General features: G+C 68.7%; 25 protein-coding genes. 15 read left to right on the top strand and 10 right to left on the bottom strand.

Annotation, left to right across the window (positions count from 1 at the left end):
- Nucleotides 1-3 precede the first annotated feature (3 nt).
- Nucleotides 4-894 (bottom strand): Scr1 family TA system antitoxin-like transcriptional regulator, encoded by an 891-nt coding sequence (locus FHX42_RS22250; RefSeq protein ID WP_182546391.1) that lies wholly within the window; start codon nt 892-894, stop codon nt 4-6.
- Nucleotides 895-1,129: 235 nt separating this feature from the next.
- Between FHX42_RS22250 and FHX42_RS22255 the strand changes: the two genes are divergently transcribed.
- Together FHX42_RS22255 and FHX42_RS22260 are read left to right on the top strand one after the other, a co-directional pair.
- Complete coding sequence (locus tag FHX42_RS22255; protein ID WP_220480699.1) at nt 1,130-1,417, top strand: zinc finger protein; 288 nt, start codon at nt 1,130-1,132, stop codon at nt 1,415-1,417.
- Nucleotides 1,417-1,788 (top strand): hypothetical protein, encoded by a 372-nt coding sequence (locus FHX42_RS22260; RefSeq protein WP_182546392.1) that lies wholly within the window; start codon nt 1,417-1,419, stop codon nt 1,786-1,788. Before FHX42_RS22255 ends, FHX42_RS22260 begins: the two co-directional genes overlap by 1 nt.
- Before the next feature lie 45 nt (nt 1,789-1,833).
- Here FHX42_RS22260 and FHX42_RS22265 read toward each other — a convergent pair whose 3' ends face one another.
- Entirely contained in the window at nt 1,834-2,334 is a 501-nt protein-coding gene (locus tag FHX42_RS22265; protein WP_220480700.1) for a hypothetical protein, read from the bottom strand.
- 267 nt (nt 2,335-2,601) lie between these two features.
- On the opposite strand from FHX42_RS22265, the gene FHX42_RS22270 reads away from it, so the two are divergent.
- Both FHX42_RS22270 and FHX42_RS22275 read left to right on the top strand, forming a co-directional pair.
- Nucleotides 2,602-3,822 (top strand): MFS transporter, encoded by a 1,221-nt coding sequence (locus FHX42_RS22270; RefSeq protein WP_182546394.1) that lies wholly within the window; start codon nt 2,602-2,604, stop codon nt 3,820-3,822.
- 175 nt (nt 3,823-3,997) lie between these two features.
- A complete protein-coding gene (locus tag FHX42_RS22275; protein WP_182546395.1) occupies nt 3,998-4,828 on the top strand; it encodes an aldo/keto reductase in 831 nt (276 codons plus the stop codon).
- An 89-nt stretch (nt 4,829-4,917) separates the two neighbouring features.
- On the opposite strand, the gene FHX42_RS22280 is transcribed toward FHX42_RS22275, so the two are convergent.
- Entirely contained in the window at nt 4,918-6,069 is a 1,152-nt protein-coding gene (locus FHX42_RS22280; RefSeq protein WP_182546396.1) for an FAD-dependent monooxygenase, read from the bottom strand.
- Between the two features lie 674 nt (nt 6,070-6,743).
- On the opposite strand from FHX42_RS22280, the gene FHX42_RS22290 reads away from it, so the two are divergent.
- The 3 genes from FHX42_RS22290 to FHX42_RS22300 all read left to right on the top strand — a co-directional run bounded on the left by FHX42_RS22290 (nt 6,744) and on the right by FHX42_RS22300 (nt 8,518).
- The gene (locus FHX42_RS22290) at nt 6,744-7,358 is read left to right on the top strand and encodes a YigZ family protein (RefSeq protein ID WP_182546398.1); all 615 of its coding nucleotides are present in this window, start codon (nt 6,744-6,746) and stop codon (nt 7,356-7,358) included.
- Nucleotides 7,359-7,893: 535 nt separating this feature from the next.
- Complete coding sequence (locus FHX42_RS22295; RefSeq protein ID WP_182546399.1) at nt 7,894-8,106, top strand: hypothetical protein; 213 nt, start codon at nt 7,894-7,896, stop codon at nt 8,104-8,106.
- 205 nt (nt 8,107-8,311) lie between these two features.
- Nucleotides 8,312-8,518: a hypothetical protein gene (locus FHX42_RS22300; RefSeq protein ID WP_182546400.1), complete on the top strand. Its 207-nt coding sequence runs from the start codon at nt 8,312-8,314 to the stop codon at nt 8,516-8,518.
- A 37-nt stretch (nt 8,519-8,555) separates the two neighbouring features.
- On the opposite strand, the gene FHX42_RS22305 is transcribed toward FHX42_RS22300, so the two are convergent.
- Nucleotides 8,556-9,863, bottom strand: coding sequence for a hemolysin family protein (locus tag FHX42_RS22305; protein ID WP_182546401.1), 1,308 nt, complete (start codon nt 9,861-9,863; stop codon nt 8,556-8,558).
- Between the two features lie 160 nt (nt 9,864-10,023).
- Between FHX42_RS22305 and FHX42_RS22310 the strand changes: the two genes are divergently transcribed.
- On the top strand, nt 10,024-10,986 hold the full coding sequence (locus FHX42_RS22310; protein WP_182546402.1) for a sporulation protein: 963 nt from the start codon (nt 10,024-10,026) through the stop codon (nt 10,984-10,986).
- A gap of 149 nt (nt 10,987-11,135) precedes the next feature.
- On the opposite strand, the gene paaE is transcribed toward FHX42_RS22310, so the two are convergent.
- The 6 genes from paaE to paaZ all read right to left on the bottom strand — a co-directional run bounded on the left by paaE (nt 11,136) and on the right by paaZ (nt 17,119).
- Entirely contained in the window at nt 11,136-12,224 is a 1,089-nt protein-coding gene (gene paaE / locus FHX42_RS22315) for a 1,2-phenylacetyl-CoA epoxidase subunit PaaE (protein WP_328796662.1), read from the bottom strand.
- 3 nt (nt 12,225-12,227) lie between these two features.
- Entirely contained in the window at nt 12,228-12,734 is a 507-nt protein-coding gene (paaD, locus tag FHX42_RS22320) for a 1,2-phenylacetyl-CoA epoxidase subunit PaaD (RefSeq protein ID WP_182546403.1), read from the bottom strand.
- A complete protein-coding gene (gene paaC, locus FHX42_RS22325) occupies nt 12,728-13,582 on the bottom strand; it encodes a 1,2-phenylacetyl-CoA epoxidase subunit PaaC (RefSeq protein ID WP_328796663.1) in 855 nt (284 codons plus the stop codon). The genes paaD and paaC overlap by 7 nt, the downstream gene beginning before the upstream one ends.
- A gap of 34 nt (nt 13,583-13,616) precedes the next feature.
- Nucleotides 13,617-13,922, bottom strand: coding sequence for a 1,2-phenylacetyl-CoA epoxidase subunit PaaB (paaB, locus tag FHX42_RS22330; RefSeq protein ID WP_182546405.1), 306 nt, complete (start codon nt 13,920-13,922; stop codon nt 13,617-13,619).
- Complete coding sequence (gene paaA, locus FHX42_RS22335) at nt 13,919-14,890, bottom strand: 1,2-phenylacetyl-CoA epoxidase subunit PaaA (protein ID WP_182546406.1); 972 nt, start codon at nt 14,888-14,890, stop codon at nt 13,919-13,921. Before paaA ends, paaB begins: the two co-directional genes overlap by 4 nt.
- Nucleotides 14,891-15,043: 153 nt before the next feature.
- Complete coding sequence (gene paaZ / locus FHX42_RS22340; protein WP_182546407.1) at nt 15,044-17,119, bottom strand: phenylacetic acid degradation bifunctional protein PaaZ; 2,076 nt, start codon at nt 17,117-17,119, stop codon at nt 15,044-15,046.
- A gap of 300 nt (nt 17,120-17,419) precedes the next feature.
- On the opposite strand from paaZ, the gene paaI reads away from it, so the two are divergent.
- The 7 genes from paaI to FHX42_RS22375 all read left to right on the top strand — a co-directional run bounded on the left by paaI (nt 17,420) and on the right by FHX42_RS22375 (nt 24,044).
- A complete protein-coding gene (gene paaI, locus FHX42_RS22345) occupies nt 17,420-17,815 on the top strand; it encodes a hydroxyphenylacetyl-CoA thioesterase PaaI (RefSeq protein ID WP_182546530.1) in 396 nt (131 codons plus the stop codon).
- A complete protein-coding gene (gene paaK / locus FHX42_RS22350; protein ID WP_182546408.1) occupies nt 17,812-19,134 on the top strand; it encodes a phenylacetate--CoA ligase PaaK in 1,323 nt (440 codons plus the stop codon). Before paaI ends, paaK begins: the two co-directional genes overlap by 4 nt.
- Before the next feature lie 42 nt (nt 19,135-19,176).
- Nucleotides 19,177-19,773 carry a TetR/AcrR family transcriptional regulator gene (locus FHX42_RS22355; RefSeq protein WP_182546409.1) on the top strand — a complete coding sequence of 199 codons (597 nt, stop codon included), beginning with the start codon at nt 19,177-19,179 and terminating at the stop codon, nt 19,771-19,773.
- 323 nt (nt 19,774-20,096) lie between these two features.
- Nucleotides 20,097-21,734: an APC family permease gene (locus tag FHX42_RS22360; protein WP_220480701.1), complete on the top strand. Its 1,638-nt coding sequence runs from the start codon at nt 20,097-20,099 to the stop codon at nt 21,732-21,734.
- A gap of 122 nt (nt 21,735-21,856) precedes the next feature.
- Complete coding sequence (locus FHX42_RS22365; RefSeq protein WP_328796664.1) at nt 21,857-22,762, top strand: lipid kinase; 906 nt, start codon at nt 21,857-21,859, stop codon at nt 22,760-22,762.
- Between the two features lie 35 nt (nt 22,763-22,797).
- Nucleotides 22,798-23,739, top strand: coding sequence for an NADP-dependent oxidoreductase (locus FHX42_RS22370; RefSeq protein WP_182546532.1), 942 nt, complete (start codon nt 22,798-22,800; stop codon nt 23,737-23,739).
- Between the two features lie 146 nt (nt 23,740-23,885).
- Nucleotides 23,886-24,044: a hypothetical protein gene (locus tag FHX42_RS22375; RefSeq protein WP_182546411.1), complete on the top strand. Its 159-nt coding sequence runs from the start codon at nt 23,886-23,888 to the stop codon at nt 24,042-24,044.
- The last annotated feature ends 316 nt before the right edge of the window (nt 24,045-24,360 follow it).

The following is a 24,360-nucleotide window of genomic DNA, read 5'->3' on the forward strand; positions in this document are numbered from 1 at the left end:
GTCTCACAGGGACGAAGCCAGGCTATCCACCAACTTTCGCGAGTCGTCCGCCGAGAGCGCCGCCGCTTGCATCTCCGTGAACACCCGGGTGTAGCGCTCGATGTCGGTCGGGCGTTCCAACCAGACCGCACCTCGCTGGTTTTCGATGTAGACGGCGTCCATGTCGTCGTAGCCTTCCGGGAAGCGCAGCATCGAGAAGGGTGTCTGCAAACCGAGGTGCGCACCGGCCGAGAACGGCATGACCTGGATCGCCATGTTCGGCTTGATCGATACTTCGCTCAGGTGGTGCAGTTGGTCCCGCAGCACCTCCTCACCGCCGACGACTCGGTGGAGTGCGGCCTCGTCGAGCACCACGTGCAGCTTCGTCGGGTGCTTGTCCCGGTTGACCCCCTCCTGGCGTGCTCGGCGAAGCTCGACCGCCCGGGCGAGCGCGCACTCCTGCGATGAATCCGTACCGGCTTCGAACAGTGCTTGGGCGTACTCGGACGTCTGCAACAAACCGTCGATGATCAGTGGCGAGTAGTTCCACAGCTCCTCGGCGTCGGACTCCAGACCGACGAACTTCTCGAACCAGTCGGGCATGTTGTCCGAGTACATCGCCCACCAGCCACGCTCGTTGGACTCCTCGGCCTGGCGAACGAGCGTGTCCGAGTACGGAGCTTCCACGCCGTAGAACTGACACAGCAGCCGGACGTTGCGCGGCAGGATGACCTGCTTGCCGCTCTCCAGGCGATTGATGGTCGTGACCGTCAAACCCGCGTACTTGGCGGCATCGGCGGTCTTCTTGCCGGCTTGTTCCCGGAGCTTGCGCAGTTCCCGCCCGAGCTCGCGGCGTCGCAGATTCGGCCCCGGACCGCCGTCTTCGTGCTGGTCCTCGCTGATGTGCTCGGCCATATCGATCTCCTCGCTGCGCCTGTGCTGATGTTCCGAGTCTGCCTTATGTGTGCCTACATGTGGATCACACTATTGAGTGATAGCGCTCATGTGTACACATAAACTAGCTTAGTTCACGTGATGCGAGCTGGTGGTCCGGTTCACCGATCGCTTCGCAGCCCGCTCCGCCAGGTGTCTCACAGGGCAGGCGGGGCGGGCCTTCATCGGACGGAGCGAGCGAGAGGGCGTGGTCGTGGTGACGACGTTTTTGGAGGAGGGCCTGTCCTGGCAGGGCCCGGTGGTGTGGTGGAACCCCGTCGACGGGGCTCGGCACGCCTTCGCCCCGGACACGAAGCCCAGGCCGGAGCAGGAGAGGGTCACGTTGTGCGGGCAAGCGGTCGTATTGATCGACCCGTCCGAGCTGGACTGGCTCATGCCCACCTGCGACACCTGCATGGACCGGGCAAAGCAGTGGGCCCAACAACGCCAGGACTCCATCGAAGAGCGCCGTCGTGATCAGCGCCGCCGACAGGGGTGGTTCTAGTGACTACCCACGAACTCGGTATCTGGCTGACCCTCGGCGCACTGCTGGCCGCCCCGTTCCTGCTGCTGGTGCCGGTCCACGGCGGGAACGGCCAGCACGCCCACGCCGGACCCGGCACCCTCACCGTGGCCCAGCTCAGCGCCATCGCCCACCGGCCCGAGCCCGACGACGCGGACATCGTCTGGCCACCCGAACCCAAGCCGGGATGGGACGAGCCAGAACTCACCCCGGTGGAACGCGACCTCCACCGGCTGCTCCACCCACCCGCCGTAGAGTCCTACACCGGCCGCCACCGCCTCAACGAACCCGGCGAAATGTATTCGCCCCCGCCCGGGTTGCGCGCAGTGCTCACCGAGCCGATTCCCGCATAGCGGCCCACCGAAGCGGTGCCCACCTCCCCGACGGCGGGCACCGCTTCATACCACCGCACGCGAAACCGTGGTGCCCACGAAGCAGCCACCCGACGGCCAGATCTCGACGACCCAGTCCTCACTGACCGGGTGCGTGTCGCCCTCCATCTCCACCCACGGCGGCTGCTGCACCGAGGGAATGCGCACGACGCGAACCCCGGCTTTACCCCGAAAAGGAGGCTCGATCGTCGGGCTGGGAGCCATCATCAACGTGGCCAACGCGAGCTCATCGCCATCAGAGATCACGAACTCGCCGTACGCGGCCTGATCATCCTCCTGCTCCGGCTGCTGATCGAGGAAACGCAACAGCACCCGGGCTACGTCGTCCTCGTCCCCGCACTCGCTGAAGAAACCGATCCCCTCGTCGGCATAAGCCATGATGGAGCTGGCTGATTCTTCGACCTCAAAAGGATCCGATCCGGTGTCCTGCGGCCAGTTCCCGAAGTAGAAGCACCCGTGCTCGACCTCGACCGCGCGAACTTCTTCCCCGATCACCGAGGGGCTCATGTCCTCGAGGTACGGCCGCGGGATGCCGGAAGCGGTCGATTCGGTGAACCGACCGAGAACTCCACGCATCGCCCCCGGGACGGCCCTACTCCGGACGAGGGAACTTCGTCGTCACGCCCGTGAGTCGGTTCATAACCGATACAGGAACAGTGCCGCCGCCGCTACGGTTGAAGTTGTCTGGGGAGCAGCGGGCACGACACGCCGCCTCCCGGTCTGGGGCGATGGAGCCCACCACACCTGGTACGGCCCGCATCCGAGGAGACACACTTGCCTATTGCCCTGTTCGCCCTCGCCGTGGCCGCCTTCGGCATCGGCACCACGGAATTCGTGATGATGGGGCTGTTGCCCAACGTCGGCGACGCCATGAACGTGTCGACCTCGGCGGCGGGCGGTTACATCTCGCTGTACGCGCTCGGCGTGGTGATCGGCGCACCACTGCTGACGATGTCGGGGATGCGCGTGCGCCGCAAGACGATGCTGCTGAGCATGATGGGGCTGTTCGTCGTCGGCAACATGCTCACGGCGCTGGCACCCACCCACGAGACGCTGCTGGGCGCGCGGTTCATCGCGGGCCTGCCGCACGGGACCTTCTTCGGTATCGGTGCCGTCGTCGCCGCCAGCCTGGTCAGCAACGACAAGCGCGGCCGTGCCATCTCCATGATGTTCGTCGGACTGACCGTGGCCAACATCGTCGGCGTCCCGGTCGGCACCCTGCTCGGCCAGACGATGGGCTGGCGCTGGACGTTCGTGCTCGTGTCCGCGATCGGCCTGGTCGCGCTGCTGGCCGTGGCCGCGCTGGTCCCCCGGCAGCCCAAGCCCACCGAGGTCAGCCTGCGCACGGAGCTGACGGCGTTCAAGCGGCCGCAGGTGTGGTTGGCCTTCGCCGTGGTGGTCTTCGGCTTCGCCGCGACGTTCTCCTTCTACAGCTACATCCAGCCGCTGCTGATCGAGGTGACCGGCTACACCGAGACCGCGACCACGCTGCTGCTGGCGCTGTTCGGCATCGGCATGACCGTCGGCACGATCCTCGGTGGGCGACTCGCCGACCGTTCGCCCATGCGCACGCTGTACGTGTTCCTGCCCGCGTTGGCCGTGGCGCTGACCGGGTTCCTGTTCACGGCGAACAGCATGGCGCTCGCGGCGGTCAACGTGTTCCTGGTCGGCGTCTGCGGCTTCGCCGCGATCCCGAGCATCCAGGCCCGGATCCTCGACCAGGCCAAGGAGGCCCCGGCGCTGGGTTCGGCCAGCATCCAGTCCACGTTCAACATCGCCAACTCGCTGGGTGCCTACCTCGGCGGGCTGGTCATCGCCGGTGGGTTCGGACTGGTCGCCCCCAGCTGGGTGGGCGCGCTGCTGGCGATGGTCGGTCTCGGCTTCGCCGTGCTCTCCGGCTGGCTGGACCACCGGGCTCCCGTCTCCTCCGAGGTCGTGGCCAGCCACCGCAGGGAGATCGACGCGGAAGTCACCACGTCGACCCACACGAGGTGACATCAGGTGGCCCCGCCGCGTCGGGGCCACCGATTCACCGAGCACAGGCGACTACGATGTGGCGGAGGACACGCCACGGAATCCCGTGTCGGCCTCCGTGGTTGGCACGAACAGGGCCCCGAGATCGACAGGGGTGTCACCGTCCAGGCCGAACGTCTCGCAAAGGAACTTCTTCATGACCCAGGTTCCGACCATCACGCTGAACACGGGCGCACGCATTCCTCAGCTCGGCTTCGGTGTCTTCCAGATCCCGTCCGACGACGTCGTGGAGCCGGTGCGCACCGCGATCGAGTCCGGGTACCGCAGCATCGACACCGCTGCCGCCTACGGCAACGAGGAGGGCGTCGGCAGGGCCATCGCCGAGTCCGGCGTGGCCCGCGAGGACCTGTTCGTGACCACCAAGCTGTGGAACGACAGCCACGGCCACGACAACGCGCTGCGGGCCTTCGACGAGAGTCTGGGCAAGCTCGGCCTCGACTACGTGGACCTGTACCTGATCCACTGGCCGCTGCCGGGCCAGGACGCCTACGTCGAGACGTGGAAGGCGCTGGAGAAGCTGCACGCCGACGGCCGCGTCAAGTCCATCGGCGTGTCCAACTTCCAGATCCCGCACCTGCGCCGGTTGTTCGAGGAGACCGACGTGACCCCTGCACTCAACCAGATCGAGCTGCACCCGAACCTGCAGCAGTCCGACCTGCGGTCCTTCCACGCCGAGCACGGCATCGCCACCGAGGCGTGGAGCCCGATCGGACAGGGCAAGGGCCTGCTGGAGAACGCCACGTTGACCTCGCTGGCGGCCAAGTACGACAAGAGCCCGGCGCAGATCGTGCTGCGTTGGCACCTCCAGCTCGGCAACGTGGTGATCCCCAAGTCGGCCACCCCGGTGCGGGTGCGCGAGAACATCGACGTCTTCGACTTCGAGCTCGCCGAGGACGACATGACCGTGATCGGCGGAATGCACACCGGTAACCGTGTCGGCCCCGACCCGGACGTGCTCGGCGCGTGAGGCCGGTGGGCCGAACTAACCGCCGTAGAAGATTCAGGGGCTACCCAGTTTCGCGCGAAACTGGGTAGCCCCAAGTGCCCGGGACCCCCTCACGCCATGCGGACGTTCGGCGCCGGGGTGAGTCCGCGAAGCACGTTGCTGCCGGAGCGCAACGAGGCCACCTGACTGCGGGTGGCGATCGACTTCGGGAACCTCCCCAGCCGCTGCAGTGGTGTGCGGCGCTGGGCCGAGGTGAGTGCGGCCGTCCGCGACACTTTCGCCACGCGAGGACGCCGCTGACGTTCATAAGCGCGCAGCATGGCCCCGGGCGCCGCGCCGGTGTCCGACAGCGAGCAGGACAGTACCCAGGCGTCCTCCAGGGTCTGGTTCGCGGCCTGGGCCACCGCGGGGGGCATGGCGTGCACCGCGTCCCCTATCAGCGTCGTGCGTGACCCGCCCCACCACTTCGGGACCTGGTGGCGAATGTGCGGGAAGAAACCGAGATCGTCGTCGGTGACCGAGGCCAGCAGCGGTCCGACCGGATCGGGCCAGTCGGCGAACGCCTCGCGCAGATCGGCCACGGACAGCTCCGGGTGCCCCTCTCGCCACGGCATGTCGAACCACCAGTGCAGCAGTCCGTCCCCGGCGGGGATGAGGCCGCAGTGTCCGTCCCTGCCGGCGATGTTGAGCGTCTGGTACCCGTGGGCCAGCGACAGGTCGCTGCGGGTCAGTCCCTGCCAGCTCGCCCAGCCGGTCAGTCTGGCCGGTTCACCACCGAGCACCCTGCGCCGCACCACGGACCGCTGTCCGTCGGCGCCGATGAGAACGTCACCGGTGGTGGATGTTCCGTCGGCGAACTCGGCGACGACGTGGTCGGAGCACTCGCGCACGTCCGTGCAGCGCCGACCGAACCGGAAGACGTCGGCGGGCAGCGTCTCGGCCAGTCGCAGCAGCAGCGAACGGCGCGGGACCTCGATGGTGGGGGAGCCGAGCCGCTCGGTCACCTCGTCGAGGTCTGCCTCCCACAGCAACCTGCCGTTGCCGGTCAGCGAGCGCAGGCTGTGCAGGCTCCGCCCGACGCCGTCGAGCGAGACCCCCATGTCGCGCAGCGCCGCCGTGCCGTTGCTCCAGATGGTGACCCCGGCACCGCCCTCGCGCAGCGATTCGGCGTGTTCGTAGACCCGGACCTCGTGTCCCCGGTCGAGCAGCCCCTTGGCGGCGGCGAGTCCTCCGATGCCGCCCCCGATGACGAGAACTCGCATCGATCTCCATCCGAACCGCTCGCGTCTCCAGCTGCATGGGCATTTTAGCCACGCGGTGAGGGGCGCTGACGAGTTACCCTCCGTCACAGCACCCCACGGAGGTGAGCGGTCTCACCCCCGTGGGGTAGGCTGACCGGGTGCCGGGGCGGTAGGCCGGGTTACCGAAACATCCGCGGCGCGGAGAGCCTCCGTGGGGCGGTGGCCGGGTTACGGGCGGCCCCCCGGCGCAGAGCGCCTCCGCGAGGACTGCGGCCGGGCATCAGACCGCGGCTTCGAGGAAACGACCGGCAACCAACCCCGGTTCCTCGTCGCCATCGAACCGGACCCACAGCACAGGGCCGTCGAAGACGTCCGGAAGACCGCTGGCGGTCTCGATCACCGTCCCGGTCTGATCACGAAACCGACCGAACGATGCGCGCACGCGCGTCCCGGGTTCCAACGGACTCGATGACTGCTCCATAGGAGTGGACGGTACGTGTCCTCCGAACATAACGAAAAACCGCGTCCGGGTGAAAGTCCCGTTAAACCCGTGACCAGCGAAGTTGATAACCGGGGATACTGTTCGTGCGCACGAGGCCGATGCAAGCCGTTCGTGACGGGAATCACTACGCACCGTGTCCACGGTGTCGTCGTCCGGGTGTCGCGCGACGATGGCCGCGACGGGAAGGACGTGCATGTACACGATCAGGCAGTCGGGTTTCCACGAACTGGAGGCGAAGAAGTCCCGGTTCCTGTGCGCCCTGGAACGCGTGACCGACGAGGAGCGGGCACGCGATTTCGTGCGGCAACGGCGCAGGATCCATCACGACGCGCGGCATCACTGCTCGGCCTACGTCCTGGGCGACGACGGCCAGAACCAGAAGTCCAGCGACGACGGGGAGCCCGCGGGCACCGCCGGGGCACCGATGCTGGAAGTACTGCGCCGCAACTCCGTCACCAACACCGTCGCGGTGGTCTCGCGCTACTTCGGTGGTGTGCTGCTGGGGGCGGGTGGACTGACCCGCGCCTACGGCGGTGCCGTGTCCGAGGGGCTCGACCACGTCGGGCTCGTCGAGCGGCGGCCGGTGCGGATCGTGACGACCACGGTGGACCACCGGGCCGCGGGCAGGCTCGAGAACGACCTGCGCACTTCGAGGTACCACCTGGCCGACGTGGACTACACCGACCGGGTTCGGTTCGAGGTGCACGTCGACGACTCCGACGTGACGACTTTCCAGGCCTGGCTGGCCGAGACCACCGGCGGCGCCGCCACGGTCGTGCTCGGCGACTTGGTCTACGCCGAAGGCTGAGCCCGGCCGGTCCGGCACGGGACGGTCAGCGCGAGAGGGCTGTCGCATACGCGACGACGACCACTCCCGGCCCGGGACACTCGAAGAAATCCGCGAACAAGTGCGAACCCGTCCGGGTGTTCCTGTTTCGCTTCGTTCTTGCGCAGCGTTCGTCCGCCGAAAGGGTCGAGGGTTTCACCCGTGCGGAGGCGGACGACTTCCCGTCCCGTGGACGGTCCTGGTCGGGACCGGCACAAGGGGAACCGGGGTGAATTTCTCGATCCTCGTGCCGTGGTGATGTCCGCTCGGTCGAGGCACGTAACCGGTGCGCGTCTCGACCGAGCGGGCCCGGCTCCCCCGGGGACCCGCGCGACGAGCGAAGGGCAAAGAGGAGTTCCACCCGGAAAGCCACCTCATTGCCGGGAGTCACCGCGGCGTTCGCGCTCGCGTTCTCCGGCGCCGCGAGCGCCGCTCCCGAGTCGGGGTCGACGCGCGGATTCCGGGAAACCTCCTCGGCCGGGAGGACCCGGGATGTTCGGGAAGCCTCCGCACCAACGTGTCCCCGTCGAACTGCAGCAGCCGCGAAATCGACGGGTGGGACGGCGACGACGAGATCTCCTCGGTCAAGAACAGGACGTCCTGCACGGTGCGACCGCACGCCGACGTCGGCTGGGGCGGCGCCGTGGACATCCCCGCGGGAGACCGGGTCTCGAACCTGGAGAGACTCGGGGTCGACAACGAAGCCGAGAGCCCGAAGTCCCTCTGCTGAGCGGATCGCCTTCCGGGTGACCGGTGGGTGGCCCGGTGGGGCCAGCCGTTGGTCCGCTCGGCTGGTCCCACCGGGTGAGGTTGTCGCGAGGACCTTGCCGGTGACCGTGAGAAGATCAACAGTGGGTGGTTGGCACGCCGAAACGGGTGATACACACCGTTCACCGGGACTGACCCTCGGTGAACAATGTTGAGAGGAGCACGGGATGGCCGACATCACCGCCAAGGTCGACAAGGCATACGAGGACAAGGACTTCGCCGAGATCGCGGACGCTCCCGTCGCGGCGCTGCAGGGCGTCAGCGAGAGCGACGGACAGCACCTGCAGGACGCTTTCGGCATCAAGACGGTGCGTGATCTGGCCACCAACAAGTACTTCCTGCGGGCTCAGGCGCTGACCAACCTCGCTGAGTGACGCGCCACCGTGTGCGCCCGAGCGGGCGCACACGGCACTATCCGGACGAGCCCTCGGAGGTGCCGTCCAGCCGGGTCACGCGCAGTCGCGCGATACGACGTCCGTCCATCGACAGCACCCTGAACCGGTGCCCGAGAGCGTCGACTGAATCCCCCTCCGCGGGCATCCGCTCGAACCGGCTCAGCGCGAAACCGGCGAGCGTGTCGTAGGAGCCCTCGGGCAGGACGATACCGGTCTGCTCCTCGACCTCGTTGCGGTGCAGGAGCCCGTCGACCTCGAAAGTCCCCTCGGCCACCGAGCGCACCGGCCTGAGCTTCGGGTCGTACTCGTCCTGGATCTCGCCGACCACCTCCTCGACGAGGTCCTCCACGGTGACGATGCCGTCGGTGCCCCCGTACTCGTCGACGACGACGGCGAGGTGCCCGCCACCACCGCGCATCCGGGTCAGCGCGGCCAGGATGGGCTTGCTGCCGGGTAGCGCCGTCACCGGCCGGGCGAGCCGGCCGAGGGTCTGTGCCGCGCCGTCCTCTCGGAGGGTGGCGGAGAACAGGTCGCGGACGTGGACGAAGCCGACGACGTCGTCGACCGTCTCCCCGATCACGGGGTACCGCGAGTGCGGCCTGCCCGCGATCTCGGTGGTCGCCTCGGCCAACGAGAGCGTGCTGCTCAGGAAGTGCACCTCCGTGCGGGGAACCATGACCTCGCTGAGCACGCGGTCGCTGGCCTCGAAGGCGTCGGAGACCAGGCGACGCTCCTCGTCGGTGAGCTGCTCGCTCGTGCGCACCATGTCGCGCAGCTCCTGCTCGCTGACCGACTGCTCGGCAGCGGCGGGATTGAGCCCCACCAGCCTCACGACGGCGTTGGTGGACTTCGACAGCAGCCAGATCGCCGGACGGCACACGGTCGCCACCTTGTCGAGCACACCCGCCGTGGCCAGTGCCACGCCCTCGGTCCGCTGCAGCGCCAGCCGCTTCGGGGTCAGCTCCCCGAGCACCAGCGACAGGTAGGACACGAACAGGGTCACCACCAGCAGGGAGACGGTGGCCGCCAGGCCCGCGCCCAGCCCCCAGTCCGCCAGCGCGGGCTGGATGCGCGCCGCGATGGTGGCACCGCCGTAGCTGGAGGCGAAGAAACCGGTGAAGGTGACACCGATCTGCACGGCCGACAGGAAGCGGTTGGAGTCGCGCTTGAGGCTGGCCACCCGCGCCCCTCGACGACCGCGCTCGGCGAGTCTGCGCACCTGCCCCTCGCGCAGCGAGACCAGGGCGATCTCGGCGGCGGCGAAGAAGCCCCCGAGCAGCACGAAGACCACGATCAGGAGCAAGTTGAGCGCGACGCTGTCCACTCCGCGATTCTCACATTCACGGCGGTGAAGCGACTCGCTTCATCCCACTTCTCTCGACACGGTAACGATCGCCGAACGCCGGGAACCGGGGTGATCGACCACGCGTTCGGCGGGTGCGGGACTTCACGCCGAAGTCGACGGTACGTGGAAGGAGGCCCTGGTGTTCAAGAAGATGATGCAGGCGTTCGGAGTCGGAGCCCCCTCGGTGGACACCGTGCTCCACGGTGCCGCGTCCAGTCCGGGGGGTCAGCTCAGCGGCGAGGTGCGCCTGAGCGGTGGGAACACCGATGCCGACGTCGAAAAGATCGAACTGAGCCTGGTCGCCGAGGTCGAGACCGGCGACGACGAGAAGCGGGGCATGGAGCTCCGGCGGGTCACCGTGGCCGAGAGCTCGCGGCTGGGGGCCGAGGAACAGCGGACCATCCCGTTCACCGTGTCGCTGCCCTGGGAAACTCCGATCACGGAGGTGCGCGGGGAACAGCTGCGGGGGATGCGGCTCGGCCTGCGTACCGAGGTGGCGATCGCCAAGGCCGTGGACAAGTCCGACCTCGACCCCGTCCGCGTGGAGCCGCTGGATTCCCAGCAGCGGGTGGTGGACGCGATGCTGTCGCTGGGTGCCCGGGTCAGCAGAACCGACGTCGAACACGGTCACATTCGCGGCCTGGACCAGGAGTTCCCCTGCTACCAGGAGATCGAGTTCTTCGCGCCGCCGCACTTCGCGGGCCGGCTCGAGGAGATCGAGCTGACCTTCGTCGCTCGCCCGGACGATCTCGACGTCGTCCTGGAGGCCGGCAAGCGGGGTGGCCTGTTCACCCCGGGCGGGGACGCGTTGGGCCGCTTCCACCGCAACCACGAGGAGGCGCTGCGCACCGACTGGACGGCCGAGATCAACCGCTGGTTGGAGGCCGTGTCCGAGGGCGGTGGTCAGCACGGGGTCCACGGCCACCGCGGACATCACGGTCACCACGAGGAGCACGGCTCCGGACCCGGTGTGGGCGGCATGGTCGCCGCCGGTGCGGCCGGCGTCGTCGGCGGCATGGTCGCCGCGGAGATGCTCGAGGGCGACGAGGAGGAGGCCGAGGCCACGGGAGAGGAAATGGAGATGGAGGGGGGAGAGGAGTAGTCACTCCGTCCCTCCCGGGGAGCCGTCCCTCGCGCCACACCACCAGCCGGCTCCCGAAGGGTGAACGCGTCGTCGTGGCGCTCACACCGCCACGACGACGCGTTCACCTCGTCGAGGCAGTCGCAACGAGCCGGCCGGAAAACCTCGCCTCAGGCGTCGTAGTCGACGGTGAGGTGGTCGGAGACGGGCAGGGACTGGCAGGTCAGCACGAAACCCGAGTCGATCTCGGACTGCTCGAGGGCGAAGTTGCGACGCATCCGCACCTCGCCGTCGGTGACCCTGGCGCGGCAGGTGCCGCAGACGCCGCCCTTGCAGGCGAACGGCAGGTCGGAGCGCACCCGCTGGGCCGAGTCGAGCACCGGCTTCTCGCGCGGCAACGTCAGCGAGGTGGAACGCCCGTCGAGAACCACCGTGGCCTCGGCGCCCGCGCCGTCGGGTGCGGGTTCCTCGTGGCGGACCGGTTCGGGAGGGATGTCGTCGACGTAGAACAGCTCGCGGTGCACGTTGCCCGCCGGCACCCCGAGCTCGTCGAGAACCTCCTGGGCTCCGGTGACCACGCCGTACGGCCCGCACAGCCACCACTGCTCGTCACCGTCGCACGGCACGAGCGTGCCCAGCAGCTCGCGCAGCTTGTCGGCGTCCAGCCGTCCCGAGACCAGGTCGGACTCGCGCGGCTCGCGGGAGAGCACGTGCACGAGCTCCAGCCGAGCCGGGTAGCGGTCCTTGAGGTCGGAGAGCTCGTCGACGAACATGACGGTGTCACTGCGCCGATTGCCGTAGACGACTGTGACCTGCGAGTCGGTGTCGGCCAGCAGCGAGGCCGCGATGGACAGCACCGGCGTGATCCCCGAGCCCGCGGCGACGAGCACGTGCCGGGCCGACCGCGTCAGGTCCGGGGTGAAACTCCCCGACGGAGCCTGCACCTCGAGCTCGTCGCCCGCCCGGATCTCCCCGGTCAGCCAACCGGAGAACAGTCCGTCGGGCACCAGCCGCACCCCGATGCGGGGCTTGGCGCCACGCGGGGCGCAGATCGAGTACGAGCGCCGGTGCTCACCCTCGTCGGTGCGCAGGCGCAGCGTCACCGACTGGCCCGGGCGGAAGTCGAACTCGTCGCCCAACTCGTCGGGCACGTCGAGAGTCACGGCCACGGCGTCGTCGCACAGCCGCTCGACCTCGGCCACGCGCAGGGCGTGGAACCCCCGCCGCCTCCGCACCGGTGTGTCCACTGTAGACGTCACTGCTCAGATCTCCTTCATGTGCTCGAACGGTTCGAGGCACGAGCGGCACCGCCGCAGGGCCTTGCACGCCGTCGCCCCGAACTCCGAGAGCTCCTCGGTGTCGGCCGACTCGCACCGCGGGCACCGCGCGTGCCGCCGCGTCGGTCCGAGCCGGAGCGGAACCGGCCCCGGTCCGGATTCGGGTGCGTGGCCGGGTGGGGCGATACCGTGCTCGGCCAGCTTGCGGCGCCCCGCGTCACTGATCCAGTCGGTGGTCCACGGCGGGTCCAGCCGGGTGCGGACCTCCACCTCGGGATGTCCGGCCTCGGTCAGCCGTCGATGCAGCTCGGTGCGCATTTCGGTGATGGCCGGGCATCCCGAGTAGGTCGGGGTGATGGTCACGACCACCCGGTCACCGGTGGCCGCGACCTCGCGGAGCACGCCGAGGTCGGCCAGCGTCAGCATCGGCAGCTCCGGGTCGACCACGCTCTCGGCGATCACCCGGGGGTCGGTGCGGGTAACGGTCACCATGTCGCCTCCGGGTGTGCACGTGCGAGGCCCTGCATCTCCGCGAGCAGGTAGCCGAGGTGCTCGGTGTGCACGCCGTCGCGGCCCGCGCGCCCACCGACCCGGCCCATCGCCGGGGTCTCGGGGGTGGCCAGCCCGGCAGGTTCGAGTACCTGGCCCAGGACGGCGTCGAACTCCTCGCGCAGGCTCGCCGGGTCCACTCCGACACCGGCACCGACCATTCGGCGTTCCACGTCGTGAGGCTCGAACAGTTCGTCGACCAGTGGCCACACCGCCTCCAAACCCTCGCGCGCCCGCTGGTGGGAGTGGTCGGTGCCGTCGCCGAGGCGCACGAGCCAGCGGGCGGCGTAGTCGCGGTGGTAGGTGAGCTCCTTGACCGCCTTGGCCGCGATCGCAGCCAGCACCGGATCCCGCGACTCGCCCAGCCGGTTGAAGGCCGCCAGCCGCCAGCTCGCGAACACCAGCAGCCTCGCGATCGTCCGCCCGAAGTCACCGCCGGGCAGCTCGCACAACCGCACGTTGCGGAAGTGCTCCTCGTCGCGGAAGTAGGCCAACCGATCCTCGTCACGACCGCTGCCGTCGGCCTGCCCGGCCCGCGCGAGCAGCATCCTGGTCTGGCCGAGCAGGTCCAGGGAGATGTTGGCCAGCGCGACCTCGTCCTCCAGCTCGTGGGCGCGGGTGCACCACTCGGACAACCGGTGGGACAGGATCAGCGCGTCGTCACCGAGCATCAGGCAGTAGGCGCCCAGGTCCGGGCCGTCGACGCCCGCGGGCACGGTCGCGTCCACCCCGGCCAGCGGGTCGTCGAACCCGGTACCGAAGGCCCACCGGGTGTCTCCTTCGCTCTCCACGAGAGCTTCGTAAGCGTTGTCCACCAAGGTGGCCTCACATGTGCGGGACGTCGTCGGGGATGGAGTAGAAGGTCGGGTGGCGGTAGACCTTGTCCGCGCTCGGGGCGAAGAAGGGGTCCTTCTCGTCCGGACTGGACGCGGTGACGTCCTCGGCACGCACCACCCAGATGCTCACGCCCTCGTTGCGCCGGGTGTAGAGATTGCGCGCGTTGTGCAGCGCCATCTCCTCGTCGGCGGCGTGCAGGGAACCGACGTGAACGTGGTTGAGTCCGCGCTTGCCGCGCACGAACACCTCGTACAACGGCCACGACGACGTGACCCCGGTTCGTTCCTCACTCATACCGCTGCTCCCCTCTCCCGGTCCGCCTGCTTGGCCGCGTACGCGGCGGCGGCGTCGCGGACCCACTGGCCGTCCTCGCGCGCCGCGCGGCGACGCTCGACCCGTTGGGCGTTGCACGGTCCGTTGCCGTGCAGCACCCGCTTGAACTCGTCCCAGTCGGGCTCGCCGAAGTCGTGGTGGCCGCGTTCTGAGTTCCACGCCAGGCCGGGGTCCGGCAGGGTGACGCCGAGCGTCTCGGCCTGCGGCACGGTCATGTCGACGAACTTCTGCCGCAGCTCGTCGTTGGTGTGGCGCTTGATGCCCCAGGCCATCGACTGCCGGGTGTTGGGCGAGTCGCCGTCGGGCGGGCCGAACATCATCAGCGACGGCCACCACCACCGGTCGGTGGCGTCCTGGACCATCCGGCGCTGTTCGTCGGTGCCGCTCATCATCGTCAGCAGCAGCTCGTAGCCCTGCCGCTGGTGGAACGACTCCTCCTTGCAGACGCGGATCATCGCCCGCGCGTAGGGGCCGTAGGAGCACCGGCACAACGGGACCTGGTTGACGATCGCCGCGCCGTCGACCAGCCAGCCGATGACGCCGATGTCGGCGAAGTTCAGCGTCGGGTAGTTGAAGATCGACGAGTACTTCTGCCGCCCCTCGACGAGCTTGTCCGTCAGGTCGGTCCGATCGACCCCGAGGGTCTCGGTGGCCGAGTACAGGTACAGCCCGTGCCCGGCCTCGTCCTGGACCTTGGCCAGCAGGATCGCCTTGCGGCGCAGGCTCGGGGCCCGGGTGATCCAGTTGGCCTCCGGCTGCATACCGATGATCTCGGAATGGGCGTGCTGGGCGATCTGACGCACCAGGGTCCCGCGGTAGCCGTCGGGCATCCAGTCCCGCGGCTCGACACGCTGGTCGTGGTCGATGGTGGCGTCGAAGTGCCGTTGCAGTTCGTCCTCGCCGCCGGCGACCGCCTCCGTTGCCGTCACGAGCGAACACCTCCTGCTCTCAGCGGCCGGAATTACCGACCGTTCGGTCAGTTCCTGATTGTTGTCCCCCGCGCGGCCCGGCGCAACCCCCTGGGTGTGAACGGACCGTTTCGGCGGTGCGAGTGCCAGAACGATCCGTTCACCCCTCGGAACTCAGGACTCGGCGGGGGCCTTCTTGGCGACCAGGGTCAGCACGTCGTACTTGGCCACGGACTCGCCGTGCTGGTTGGTGACGTCGGCGTCCCAGCGGACCTCGCCGTAGTCGGCGCCGTGGCGCGGGGTGATGCGCTTGGCGGTCAACGTCACCGTGATCTCGTCACCGGGATAGGTGGGCGTGACGAACCGCAGGTTCTCCAGCCCGTAGTTGGCCAGCACCGGGCCGGGCTCCGGCGAGACGAACAGCCCGGCGGCCAACGAGACCACCAGGTAGCCGTGGGCCACGCGGCCCTCGAAGAACGGGTTCGCCGCCGCGGCCTCCTCGTCGGTGTGCGCGTAGAAGGTGTCGCCGGTGAACTCCGCGAAGTGCTCGACGTCCTCCAGCGTCACCCGGCGCGGACCGCCCACCACGGTGTCCCCGACCCGCAGCTCCTCCAGGTGCTTGCGGAACGGGTGCACGTCGGTCGTGGTGCGCGCGCTGCCCTGCACCCACTCCCCCGTGACGGCGGTGAGCGTCTCCGGATCTCCCTGCACGGCCGTGCGCTGCATGTGGTGCAGCACTCCGTTCAAGCCCCCCAGTTCCTCGCCACCACCGGCGCGGCCGGGGCCACCGTGCAACAGCTGGGGCAGCGGTGATCCGTGGCCGGTGGACTCCTCGGCGTTGTGCCGGTTGAGCACGAGCATCCGGCCGTGCTGGGAGGCACTGCCGACGACGACCTCGCGGGCGAAGTCGGTGTCGGCGGTGACGACCGAGCCGACGAGGCTGCCGTGTCCGCGCCGGGCCAGCTCCACGGCGTGCGCGGCCCCCTCGTACGGCATGACGGTGCTCACCGGACCGAAGGCCTCCACCTCGTGCGGCTGCGTCCGGTCCGGATCGTCGCAGCGCAGCAGGAAGGGCGGCAGGAACGCGCCGTTGACCGCCTCGGCGTCGACCACCGCCAGGCGCTCGCGGGTGTCACCGTGGACGAGCCGCCCCGCCTCCAGCAGCGCCTTGAGCGAACGGCGCACCTCCTCGCGTTGTTCGAGGCTGGCCAGCGCCCCCATTCCGACGTTGGGGTTCTCCGGGCTGCCGACCTTGATCTTCGACAGTCGCTCGGCGGCCGCGCCGATCACGTCGTCCACGAGCTCGGTGGGCACGAAGGCCCGGCGAATCGCGGTGCACTTCTGGCCGGCCTTGACGGTCATCTCGGTGACGAGCTGCTCGACGAACAACTCGAACTCCGCGGTGTCCGGAGTGGCGTCCGGACCGAGGATCGAGCAGTTCAGCGAGTCGGCCTCGGCGTTGAAGCGCACCGAGTTGCGCACGACGTTCTCGTGGCTGCGCAGGCGTTGGGCGGTGGAGGCCGATCCGGTGAACGAGAGCTGGTCCTGCTCGGTGAGGTGGTCGAGCAGATCGCCCGCGCTGCCGCACACCAGCTGCACCGACCCCTCCGGCAGGATGCCGGACTCGACGATGAGCTCGACGAGCCGGTGGGTGAGGTAGGCGGTCTGAGCGGCCGGTTTGATCAGGCTCGGCACCCCGGCCAGGAAGGCGGGGGCGAGCTTTTCCAGCGGTCCCCACGCGGGGAAGTTGAAGGCGTTGATCTGGACGGCGACGCCGTGCAGCGGCGTGGCGATGTGCCGACCGAGGAAGGTCCCGCCCTTGCCGAGCGGCTCCGGCCCGCCCTCGACGTAGACCTTGCCCGCGGGCATCTCGCGGCGGCCCTTGCTGGAGTAGCTGAACAGCACCCCGATACCGCCGTCGACGTCGAACTTCGCGTCGCCCTTGGTCGCTCCGGTGCGCGCGGAGAGCTCGTAGAGCTCCTCACGGTGCTCGCGCAGGTGCGAGGCCAGCGACTTGAGCAGCGCGGCACGCTGGTGGAAGGTCAGTTCCCGCAACGCGGATCCGCCGACGCGGCGCCCGTGGTCGAGCGCGGCGGCCATGTCGATGCCGGCCGAGGAGATCCGGGCGACCTCCCGTCCCGTCACGGCGTCGTGCAGGGGCGTGCCGTCCTCGGTCGGTCGCTGCCACTGCCCGCTGACGTAACTGCGCAGTACGCTCGTCGCCTCGTTCCCTCCACGCGGCACGCTCATCGGCTCGCTCCCTCCTCAGCGGCGGACACACCGTCGTCCGCACGAATTACTGACCGATCGGTTGGTAATGATTGTGGCGCAAGACCGGCCCGGGCACAATCATCGGATCGCACCGTGCGCTCGGACGGCCGGATTCCCGTCGAGGGTTGACACCACGAACGTGACGTCCAACACTTCTTCGACGAACCGACTGTTCGGTCAGTTCATGACTGTGGACGAGCGTCGAGCGCGTCCACGACCAGGGAGGTGGCCACGCTCGTGAACTCCGGTCCAACGGCCATCGCGGGTCCTGCCGCCGCGATGTACGACGACGACCACGCCGCGAAAGCGCTGGGTATCGAACTGATCGAGGCGGCAGGCGGGAACGCGCTGCTGCGCCTGCGCATCACCGCCACGATGGTCAACGGCCACGCCATCACCCACGGTGGCTACGTTTTCCTGCTGGCCGACACCGCTTTCGCCTACGCGTGCAACAGCCACGGCCCCGTCACGGTCGCCTCCGGTGCCGAGATCACTTTCGTCGCCCCGAGCTACGAGGGCGACCTGCTGTACGCCCGCGCCGAGGAACGCACCCGCTTCGGCCGCAGTGGCGTCTACGACATCACCGTCCGCTCCGGCGACGAGCGGGGCCCCGTGGTCGCCGAGTTCCGCGGGCACAGCCGCAGCATCAACGACGAGGGAAAGGGCACGTCATGACCGAGACGGTCTCGCCCCACCGAACCCGGGACAGCTCCGCGTGGGACAGCGGGGAACGGCTCGGCCCCGACGGGCTCGCCGGTCTGCAACTGGAGCGGCTGCAGTGGACGCTGTGGCACGCCTACGACAACGTGCCCTTCTACCGGCACAGGTTCGACGCGGCCGGAGTGCACCCGCGGGACTGCCGCACCCTGGCCGACCTGGCGAGGTTTCCCACCACCACCAAGCACGACCTGCGCGACAACTACCCGTTCGGCATGTTCGCCGTCGCCCAGGACCAGGTGCGCCGCGTCCACGCCTCCAGCGGCACCACCGGCCAACCCACCGTCGTCGGATACACCCAGCACGACCTGGACGTCTGGGCGGACGTGGTGGCCCGCTCCATCCGTGCCGCGGGCGGCCGGCCCGGCCACAAGGTGCACGTCTCCTACGGATACGGACTGTTCACCGGCGGGCTGGGTGCCCACTACGGAGCCGAACGGCTGGGCTGCACCGTCATTCCCGCCTCCGGCGGCATGACCGCGCGCCAGGTGCGGATCATCCAGGACTTCGAACCCGAGATCATCATGATCACTCCGTCCTACATGCTCACGCTCATCGACGAGTTCCGCCGCCAGGGCATCGACCCGCGCGAGACCTCGCTGCGCGTGGGCATCTTCGGTGCCGAGCCGTGGACGAGCGAGATGCGCGCCGAGATCGAACGTGCCGCTGGCATCGACGCCGTGGACATCTACGGCCTGTCCGAGGTGATGGGGCCCGGCGTGGCCAACGAGTGCGTCGAGACCAAGGACGGTCCGCACATCTGGGAGGACCACTTCTACCCCGAGGTCATCGACCCGGTCACGAGCGAGGTCCTGCCCGACGGGGAGTCCGGTGAACTGGTGTTCACCTCGCTGACCAAGGAAGCGCTGCCGATCATCCGCTACCGCACCCGCGACCTGACCCGGCTGCTGCCGGGCACGGCCCGTCCCGGGATGCGCCGGATGGCCAAGATCACCGGACGCAGCGACGACATGCTCGTGCTGCGCGGGGTCAACGTCTTTCCCACCCAGATCGAGGAACTCGTCGTCCGGGCCGAGGGCCTGTCCCCGCACTTCCAGCTCGTGCTCTCCCGGCAGGGCCGCATGGACCATCTCACCGTGCGCGTCGAAGCCGACGAGACCACCACGGCCACCCAGCGCCAGACCGCACCGTCTCTGCTGGTCAACGCCATCAAGGAAGCGGTCGGCGTCACCGCGGAGGTGACGATCGTCGAACCGGCGACCCTGGAGCGCTCGGTCGGCAAGCTGCAGCGGGTCGTCGACAACCGTGAGAGCTGACCTGCGAGAACCCCGGATCCGAGCGCTGCGAGACTGGTGGTCATGACCGAGGGCAAGGGCAGTCGGGGCAGGCCCGGCTACGATCTCGACTCGCTGCTGCACACGGCGGTCAAGGTCTTCCACGAACGCGGCTACGACGGAACGAGCATGGAGGACCTGGCCAAGCGACTCGGCATCACGAAGTCGGCGATCTACTACCACGTGCCGAGCAAGCAGGAGCTGTTGCGGCTCAGCGTCGACCGCGCCCTGGACGCGCTGTTCGCGGTGCTCGACGAGCCGAGCTCCACCGACGGTCCCGCGATCGAGCGGCTGCACCACGTCGTCCGGCGGAGCGTGGAGGTGCTCGTCGACGAGCTGCCCTTCGTCACGCTGCTGCTGCGGATTCGCGGCAACAGCAAGGTCGAGCGCCAGGCCCTGGCGCGGCGCCGCGAGTTCGACCACCTGGTCGGCGAGCTCGTCGCCGAGGCCGAGCACGAGGGCAGCCTGCGGCTGGACGTGGATCCCGCACTGACCAGCAGGCTGCTGTTCGGCATGGTCAACTCGCTGATCGAGTGGTACAGGCCCCGCCAGGGGCTGACCAAGTCCGAGATCGCCGAGACCGTCACCAAGATCGCCTTCGACGGCCTGCGGCGTCGCTGAGCCGCTGCTTCCCGCGTCGTGTTCCTCGGTTGCCCCCGCCCCACCACGTGGGATGCTGTTCTCGGACACCTCCGGTGGGGAGCCGACCTCCGGCGAGTACCTGGAGCGGGCGACACCGAAAAGTGTGACACTCGGTCGTTGATGTGTCACTTCGAGTACAGTGTGTACACAAATGTTATCGAAAGTCCCGGGGCTCTGGTCATTTCGTGTTGACGCCGCTCCGGTGATATACGAAAGTCCTGTGCACCGTAAGTAACGAATGCCAGGGATGAGGAAGGCGGCACCAGATGGCGACACCAGCTGCGCCACCAACGCGGGCTCACGTGCAGCTTGATACAGGGGTGCGCAAAGACGTCAACAAGCTCAGTCTGCTGTTCACCGGGGTCGGTGCGATCATCGGTTCAGGCTGGTTGTTCGGTGCGCTCTACGCCGCGCAGATCGCCGGACCCGCGGCGATCCTGTCCTGGATCGTCGGCGCGATCATGGTCATGGTCATCGGATTCGTCTACGCCGAGCTGTCCGTGATGTTCCCCGTGGTCGGCGGCATCATCCGCTTCCCACACTACTCCTTCGGCTCCTTCGCCAGTTTCAGCTCCGGCTGGGTCAGCTGGCTGGCCGCCGCGGCCGTCACCCCCATCGAGGTGCTGGCCACTCTGCAGTACACCGATCCCTACGTTCCCTGGTTGATGAACCAGGTCGAGGGCGAGTGGATCGTCACCGGTCCCGGTCTGATCGTGGCCATCGCACTGATGGCGCTGTACAGCACGATCAACGTGCTGGGCGTGCACCTCTTCGCCAAGCTCAACAACGCGCTGGTGTGGTGGAAGCTCGCGGTCATCGCACTGGTGATCGTCGTGTTCTTCGCGGTCTCGTTCAACCCCGGCAACCTCACCGACTTCGGCGGGTTCGCCCCGACCGGTTTCGGGTCGGTCTTCGCCGCGATCCCCGCCGCGGGCATCGCCTTCTCCTACCTGGGATTCCGCAACGGCGTGGAGTTCGCGGGCGAGACGGACAACCCGCAGCGCAACGTCCCGTTCGCGCTGATCGGCTCGATCGTGATCACCGCGGTGATCTACGTGCTGCTGCAGATCGCCTTCATCACCGGCCTTCCGCAGGAACTGCTCGGGCAGGGTTGGGCCAACATCTCCTTCGAGGAGAGCGCCGGTCCGCTGGCCGCGCTCTCGCTGACCTTCGGTCTCATCTGGATGGCCTGGCTGCTGCGCATCGACGCGATCATCTCCCCCGCCGACACCGGCCTGATCTACGCGGGTGTGACCACCCGGCTGTCGTACGCCAACGCGCGCAACGACAACGCCCCGCAGGCGCTGACCAAGCTCAACAACCGGGGCGTGCCGTACATCTCGATCCTGCTCATGTTCGTGGTCGGCTGCTTCATGTTCCTGCCGTTCCCCGGCTGGGCGCAGTTCATCGGCTTCATCACCTCGGCCTTCGCGGTCTCCTTCGCTCCGGGTGCGCTGGTCGTGGGCGCGCTGCGCCGCCAGATTCCCGACCAGGAACGGCCGTTCAGGCTGCCCGGCGGTGACACGATCCCGATCCTGGCGTTCATCTTCGCCAGTCTGCTGGTGTTCTGGTCGACCTGGTCGATCAACGAGAAGATGTTCATCGGCTTCCTGGTCGGCTACGTCGTCTACGTCATCTACCACCTGACGACCAAGCACAACACGCCGCCGATCGACTTCAAGTCGGGCTCCTGGTTCCCCATCTGGCTCGTCGGCCTGATGATCGCGAGCTACTTCGGCGACATCGTCCCCGGCAGCGAGACCGACCCGGGCCTCATCCTCCAGGGCGGTGACGGGCCGCTCGGCCTCGCCCTCGGTGCCGTGGTCATCGCCGTCTGGAGCGTGGTGATCTACTACTACGCGATGGCGGTGCGACTGCCCTCCGAGCGCACGGTCGCCTACATCGAAAAGACCCCGACCGACGCACCGAAAACCGTGTGATAATCCTCTCCGCAACTCCCCGGCCCCTCGGGTCCGGGGAGTTGCGTGTCCGGTCCCGCTCCGGGAGTGGCTATCCTCTGGGCAGCAGTCAGTCCTCAGGAGGAGCCATCCCCGTCAACTCAGTGAACCGGGCCGCGCTGGTGGTCAACACCCAGTCGCGCACCGGCGCCGACGCCTTCGCCCGAGCCGAGAAATCCCTCGTCGAACTCGGCGTGCCGGTACGTTCGAGCTATCCGCTGCGCGACCCCTCGCGGCTGCCCGAGGTGGTCAAGACGGCCGTGGAGGAGGGCAACGACCTGGTCGTCGTCGGGGGCGGCGACGGAACCATCAGCTCCGTGGTGGACATGCTCGCCCACCGCGAGGTACCGCTCGGGCTGCTGCCGCTGGGCACCGCCAACGACTTCGCCCGCACCCTGCACGTGCCCACCGATCTGGACCGGGCGTGCGAGACCATCGCCCACGGCAAGATCGTCGACATCGATCTGGGGCTGGCCGGGGACAACTACTACGCCAACCGGGCCTCGGTCGGCATCGGCGCGGCCGTGGCGCGGGAGATGTCACCGCAGCTGAAGCGGTGGGTCGGATCGCTGGCCTACCCGGTCGCCACCGCCAAGGCCGTTATGCGGCACAGGCCCTTCTCCGCGCGGTTGACCTTTCCCGACGGGGACCACGAGCCACGGGAGTACCCGAGCCTGCTGCAGATCTCGGTCGCCAACGGGCGCTACTTCGGTGGCGGGCAGCTCGCCGCGTACGACTCCGGCATCGACGACAGCACCCTGGACGTCTCGATCATCCGGCACGGCAACTACCGCGAACTGATCACCGTCGCCCGCAACCTCAAGAGCGGACACCTGCTCCACACCGAGCAGGCCGACCATTTCCGCACCAGCCGGGTGTACGTGGAGACCGACCCCGAGCTGCCGATCAACATCGACGGGGAGCTGGCCGCCCACACGCCGCGGGACCTGTCGGTGGCGCGCAACGCCCTGCACGTCGTCGTCCCCGACACCTGGGTCGACGGCCAGTAGGAATACGGGCGCCCACGCCGGCGTTGGTGATCGAGATGCGAGTCGTGGGAGTAACCGAGTTCGGCGGGCCGGAGGCCCTGGACGTCGTCGAGGCACCGGAACAGCACGCGGGCCCGGGCGAGGTGCGCATCAGCGTGCGCGCGGCCACGGTCAACCCGACCGACACCTTCACGCGCAACGGCGCCCGCGCCGAGCAGCTCAGCCAGGAACCACCGCCTTACGTTCCCGGCATGGACGCGGCCGGGGTCATCGACGAGATCGGCGAGGGAGTCACCGGCTTCGCCACCGGCGACCACGTGATGGCGATCGTGATTCCCCACGGGTCCCACGGGGCTTACGCGGACGGCCTCGTCGTCCAAGCCGAGTCGGTGACCCACGTTCCGGCCGGTACGGACGACGTGGCGGCCTCGACGCTGCCGATGAACGGGCTGACGGCACGACTGGCGCTGGACCGGCTGGACCTGTCGCCGGGCAGCACGCTCGCGGTCACCGGTGCGGCCGGTGCCTTCGGCGGCTACGCCATCCAACTGGCCAAGGCCGACGGTCTTCGCGTCGTCGCGGACGCCTCCGAGCAGGACACCGAGCTGGTCAAGCAACTGGGTGCCGACATCGTGGTCCCGCGCGGCGAGGACGTGGCCGACAGGTTCCGCGAGGCGGTTCCCGAGGGCGTGGACGGGGTCGCGGACGGGGCGGTGCTCAACGAGCGCGTCGTCCCCGCCATCCGTGACGGCGGCGGTATCGCGACCGTGCGTGGTTTCAGCACCGAAGCCGAGCGCGGAATCACCTACCACCCGGTCTGGATCTACCACTACCGGAACGAGCAGGCCAAGCTCGACCGGTTGCGGCAACAGGTCGAGCAGGGCGCCGTCACCCTCCGAGTGGCGCGCACCTTCCCGGCGACGCAGGCTTCCGACGCGCACCGCGTGCTCGAGGACGGTGGCACACGGGGACGCCTGGTCCTCGAGTTCCCGGCGTGAGCACGGTGCCGCAGTAACCGCCACAGCCCGCTCAGGGGTTTCCCGGTTTCGCGCGAAACCGGGTCTCCACGACTACGCCTCGGGTCGCACGGTCCCGAGGCGCGAGGAGGACGCCCGGCCGACCACTGCCTGGTTACGCTGGCCGAATGACGACGACCACCTGGTCGCGATGGCTGGAACGAGCGAGCACGTGGTCCCGTGAACATCCGCTGGTCGTGGACGGCGCGATCGCCGTCGCGTCGGCCTTCGTGGTCGCGCTCCTCTGGCCGAGGCGCGGGTCGCCGCTTCGCCCGCCGCGGACCTGACGTGGCTGATGACCGTGTCGGCGGTCCTCGGGCACGGAGCCATCGCCTTCCGACGGGTGCGACCGGGGATCTCGTTCACCGTGGTGAGCGCGGCATCCGGGGTGCAGCTGCTGGCCAGCGCCTACCTGATCTCCCTCGGAAGCACTGTTCCTGATCGCGCTGTACTCCTACTGCGCCCACGGCAGGCGGCCTGCGCCGACGGCGGGTTTCGCGGTCGGTATCGGTGGGACCGTGGCGTTGACCGTCGCGGGGTTCGCGATCGCGGGTCGACCGATGGTCCCGGATCTGCTTATGCACGTTTTCGTCCGGTTCCTGC

This window comes from Halosaccharopolyspora lacisalsi (genome assembly GCF_014137975.1).
GTDB lineage: Bacteria > Actinomycetota > Actinomycetes > Mycobacteriales > Pseudonocardiaceae > Halosaccharopolyspora > Halosaccharopolyspora lacisalsi.

What these genes read in the sequence shown, in the direction of transcription:
- FHX42_RS22250 (WP_182546391.1), bottom strand. Translation starts at nt 894, where the DNA reads ATGGCCGAGCACATCAGCGAGGACCAGCACGAAGACGGCGGTCCGGGG.
- FHX42_RS22265 (WP_220480700.1), bottom strand. Translation starts at nt 2,334, where the DNA reads ATGAGCCCCTCGGTGATCGGGGAAGAAGTTCGCGCGGTCGAGGTCGAG.
- FHX42_RS22275 (WP_182546395.1), top strand. Translation starts at nt 3,998, where the DNA reads ATGACCCAGGTTCCGACCATCACGCTGAACACGGGCGCACGCATTCCT.
- FHX42_RS22280 (WP_182546396.1), bottom strand. Translation starts at nt 6,069, where the DNA reads ATGCGAGTTCTCGTCATCGGGGGCGGCATCGGAGGACTCGCCGCCGCC.
- FHX42_RS22290 (WP_182546398.1), top strand. Translation starts at nt 6,744, where the DNA reads ATGTACACGATCAGGCAGTCGGGTTTCCACGAACTGGAGGCGAAGAAG.
- FHX42_RS22300 (WP_182546400.1), top strand. Translation starts at nt 8,312, where the DNA reads ATGGCCGACATCACCGCCAAGGTCGACAAGGCATACGAGGACAAGGAC.
- paaD (WP_182546403.1), bottom strand. Translation starts at nt 12,734, where the DNA reads ATGGTGACCGTTACCCGCACCGACCCCCGGGTGATCGCCGAGAGCGTG.
- paaB (WP_182546405.1), bottom strand. Translation starts at nt 13,922, where the DNA reads ATGAGTGAGGAACGAACCGGGGTCACGTCGTCGTGGCCGTTGTACGAG.
- paaZ (WP_182546407.1), bottom strand. Translation starts at nt 17,119, where the DNA reads ATGAGCGTGCCGCGTGGAGGGAACGAGGCGACGAGCGTACTGCGCAGT.
- paaI (WP_182546530.1), top strand. Translation starts at nt 17,420, where the DNA reads ATGTACGACGACGACCACGCCGCGAAAGCGCTGGGTATCGAACTGATC.
- paaK (WP_182546408.1), top strand. Translation starts at nt 17,812, where the DNA reads ATGACCGAGACGGTCTCGCCCCACCGAACCCGGGACAGCTCCGCGTGG.
- FHX42_RS22355 (WP_182546409.1), top strand. Translation starts at nt 19,177, where the DNA reads ATGACCGAGGGCAAGGGCAGTCGGGGCAGGCCCGGCTACGATCTCGAC.
- FHX42_RS22370 (WP_182546532.1), top strand. Translation starts at nt 22,798, where the DNA reads ATGCGAGTCGTGGGAGTAACCGAGTTCGGCGGGCCGGAGGCCCTGGAC.
- FHX42_RS22375 (WP_182546411.1), top strand. Translation starts at nt 23,886, where the DNA reads ATGACGACGACCACCTGGTCGCGATGGCTGGAACGAGCGAGCACGTGG.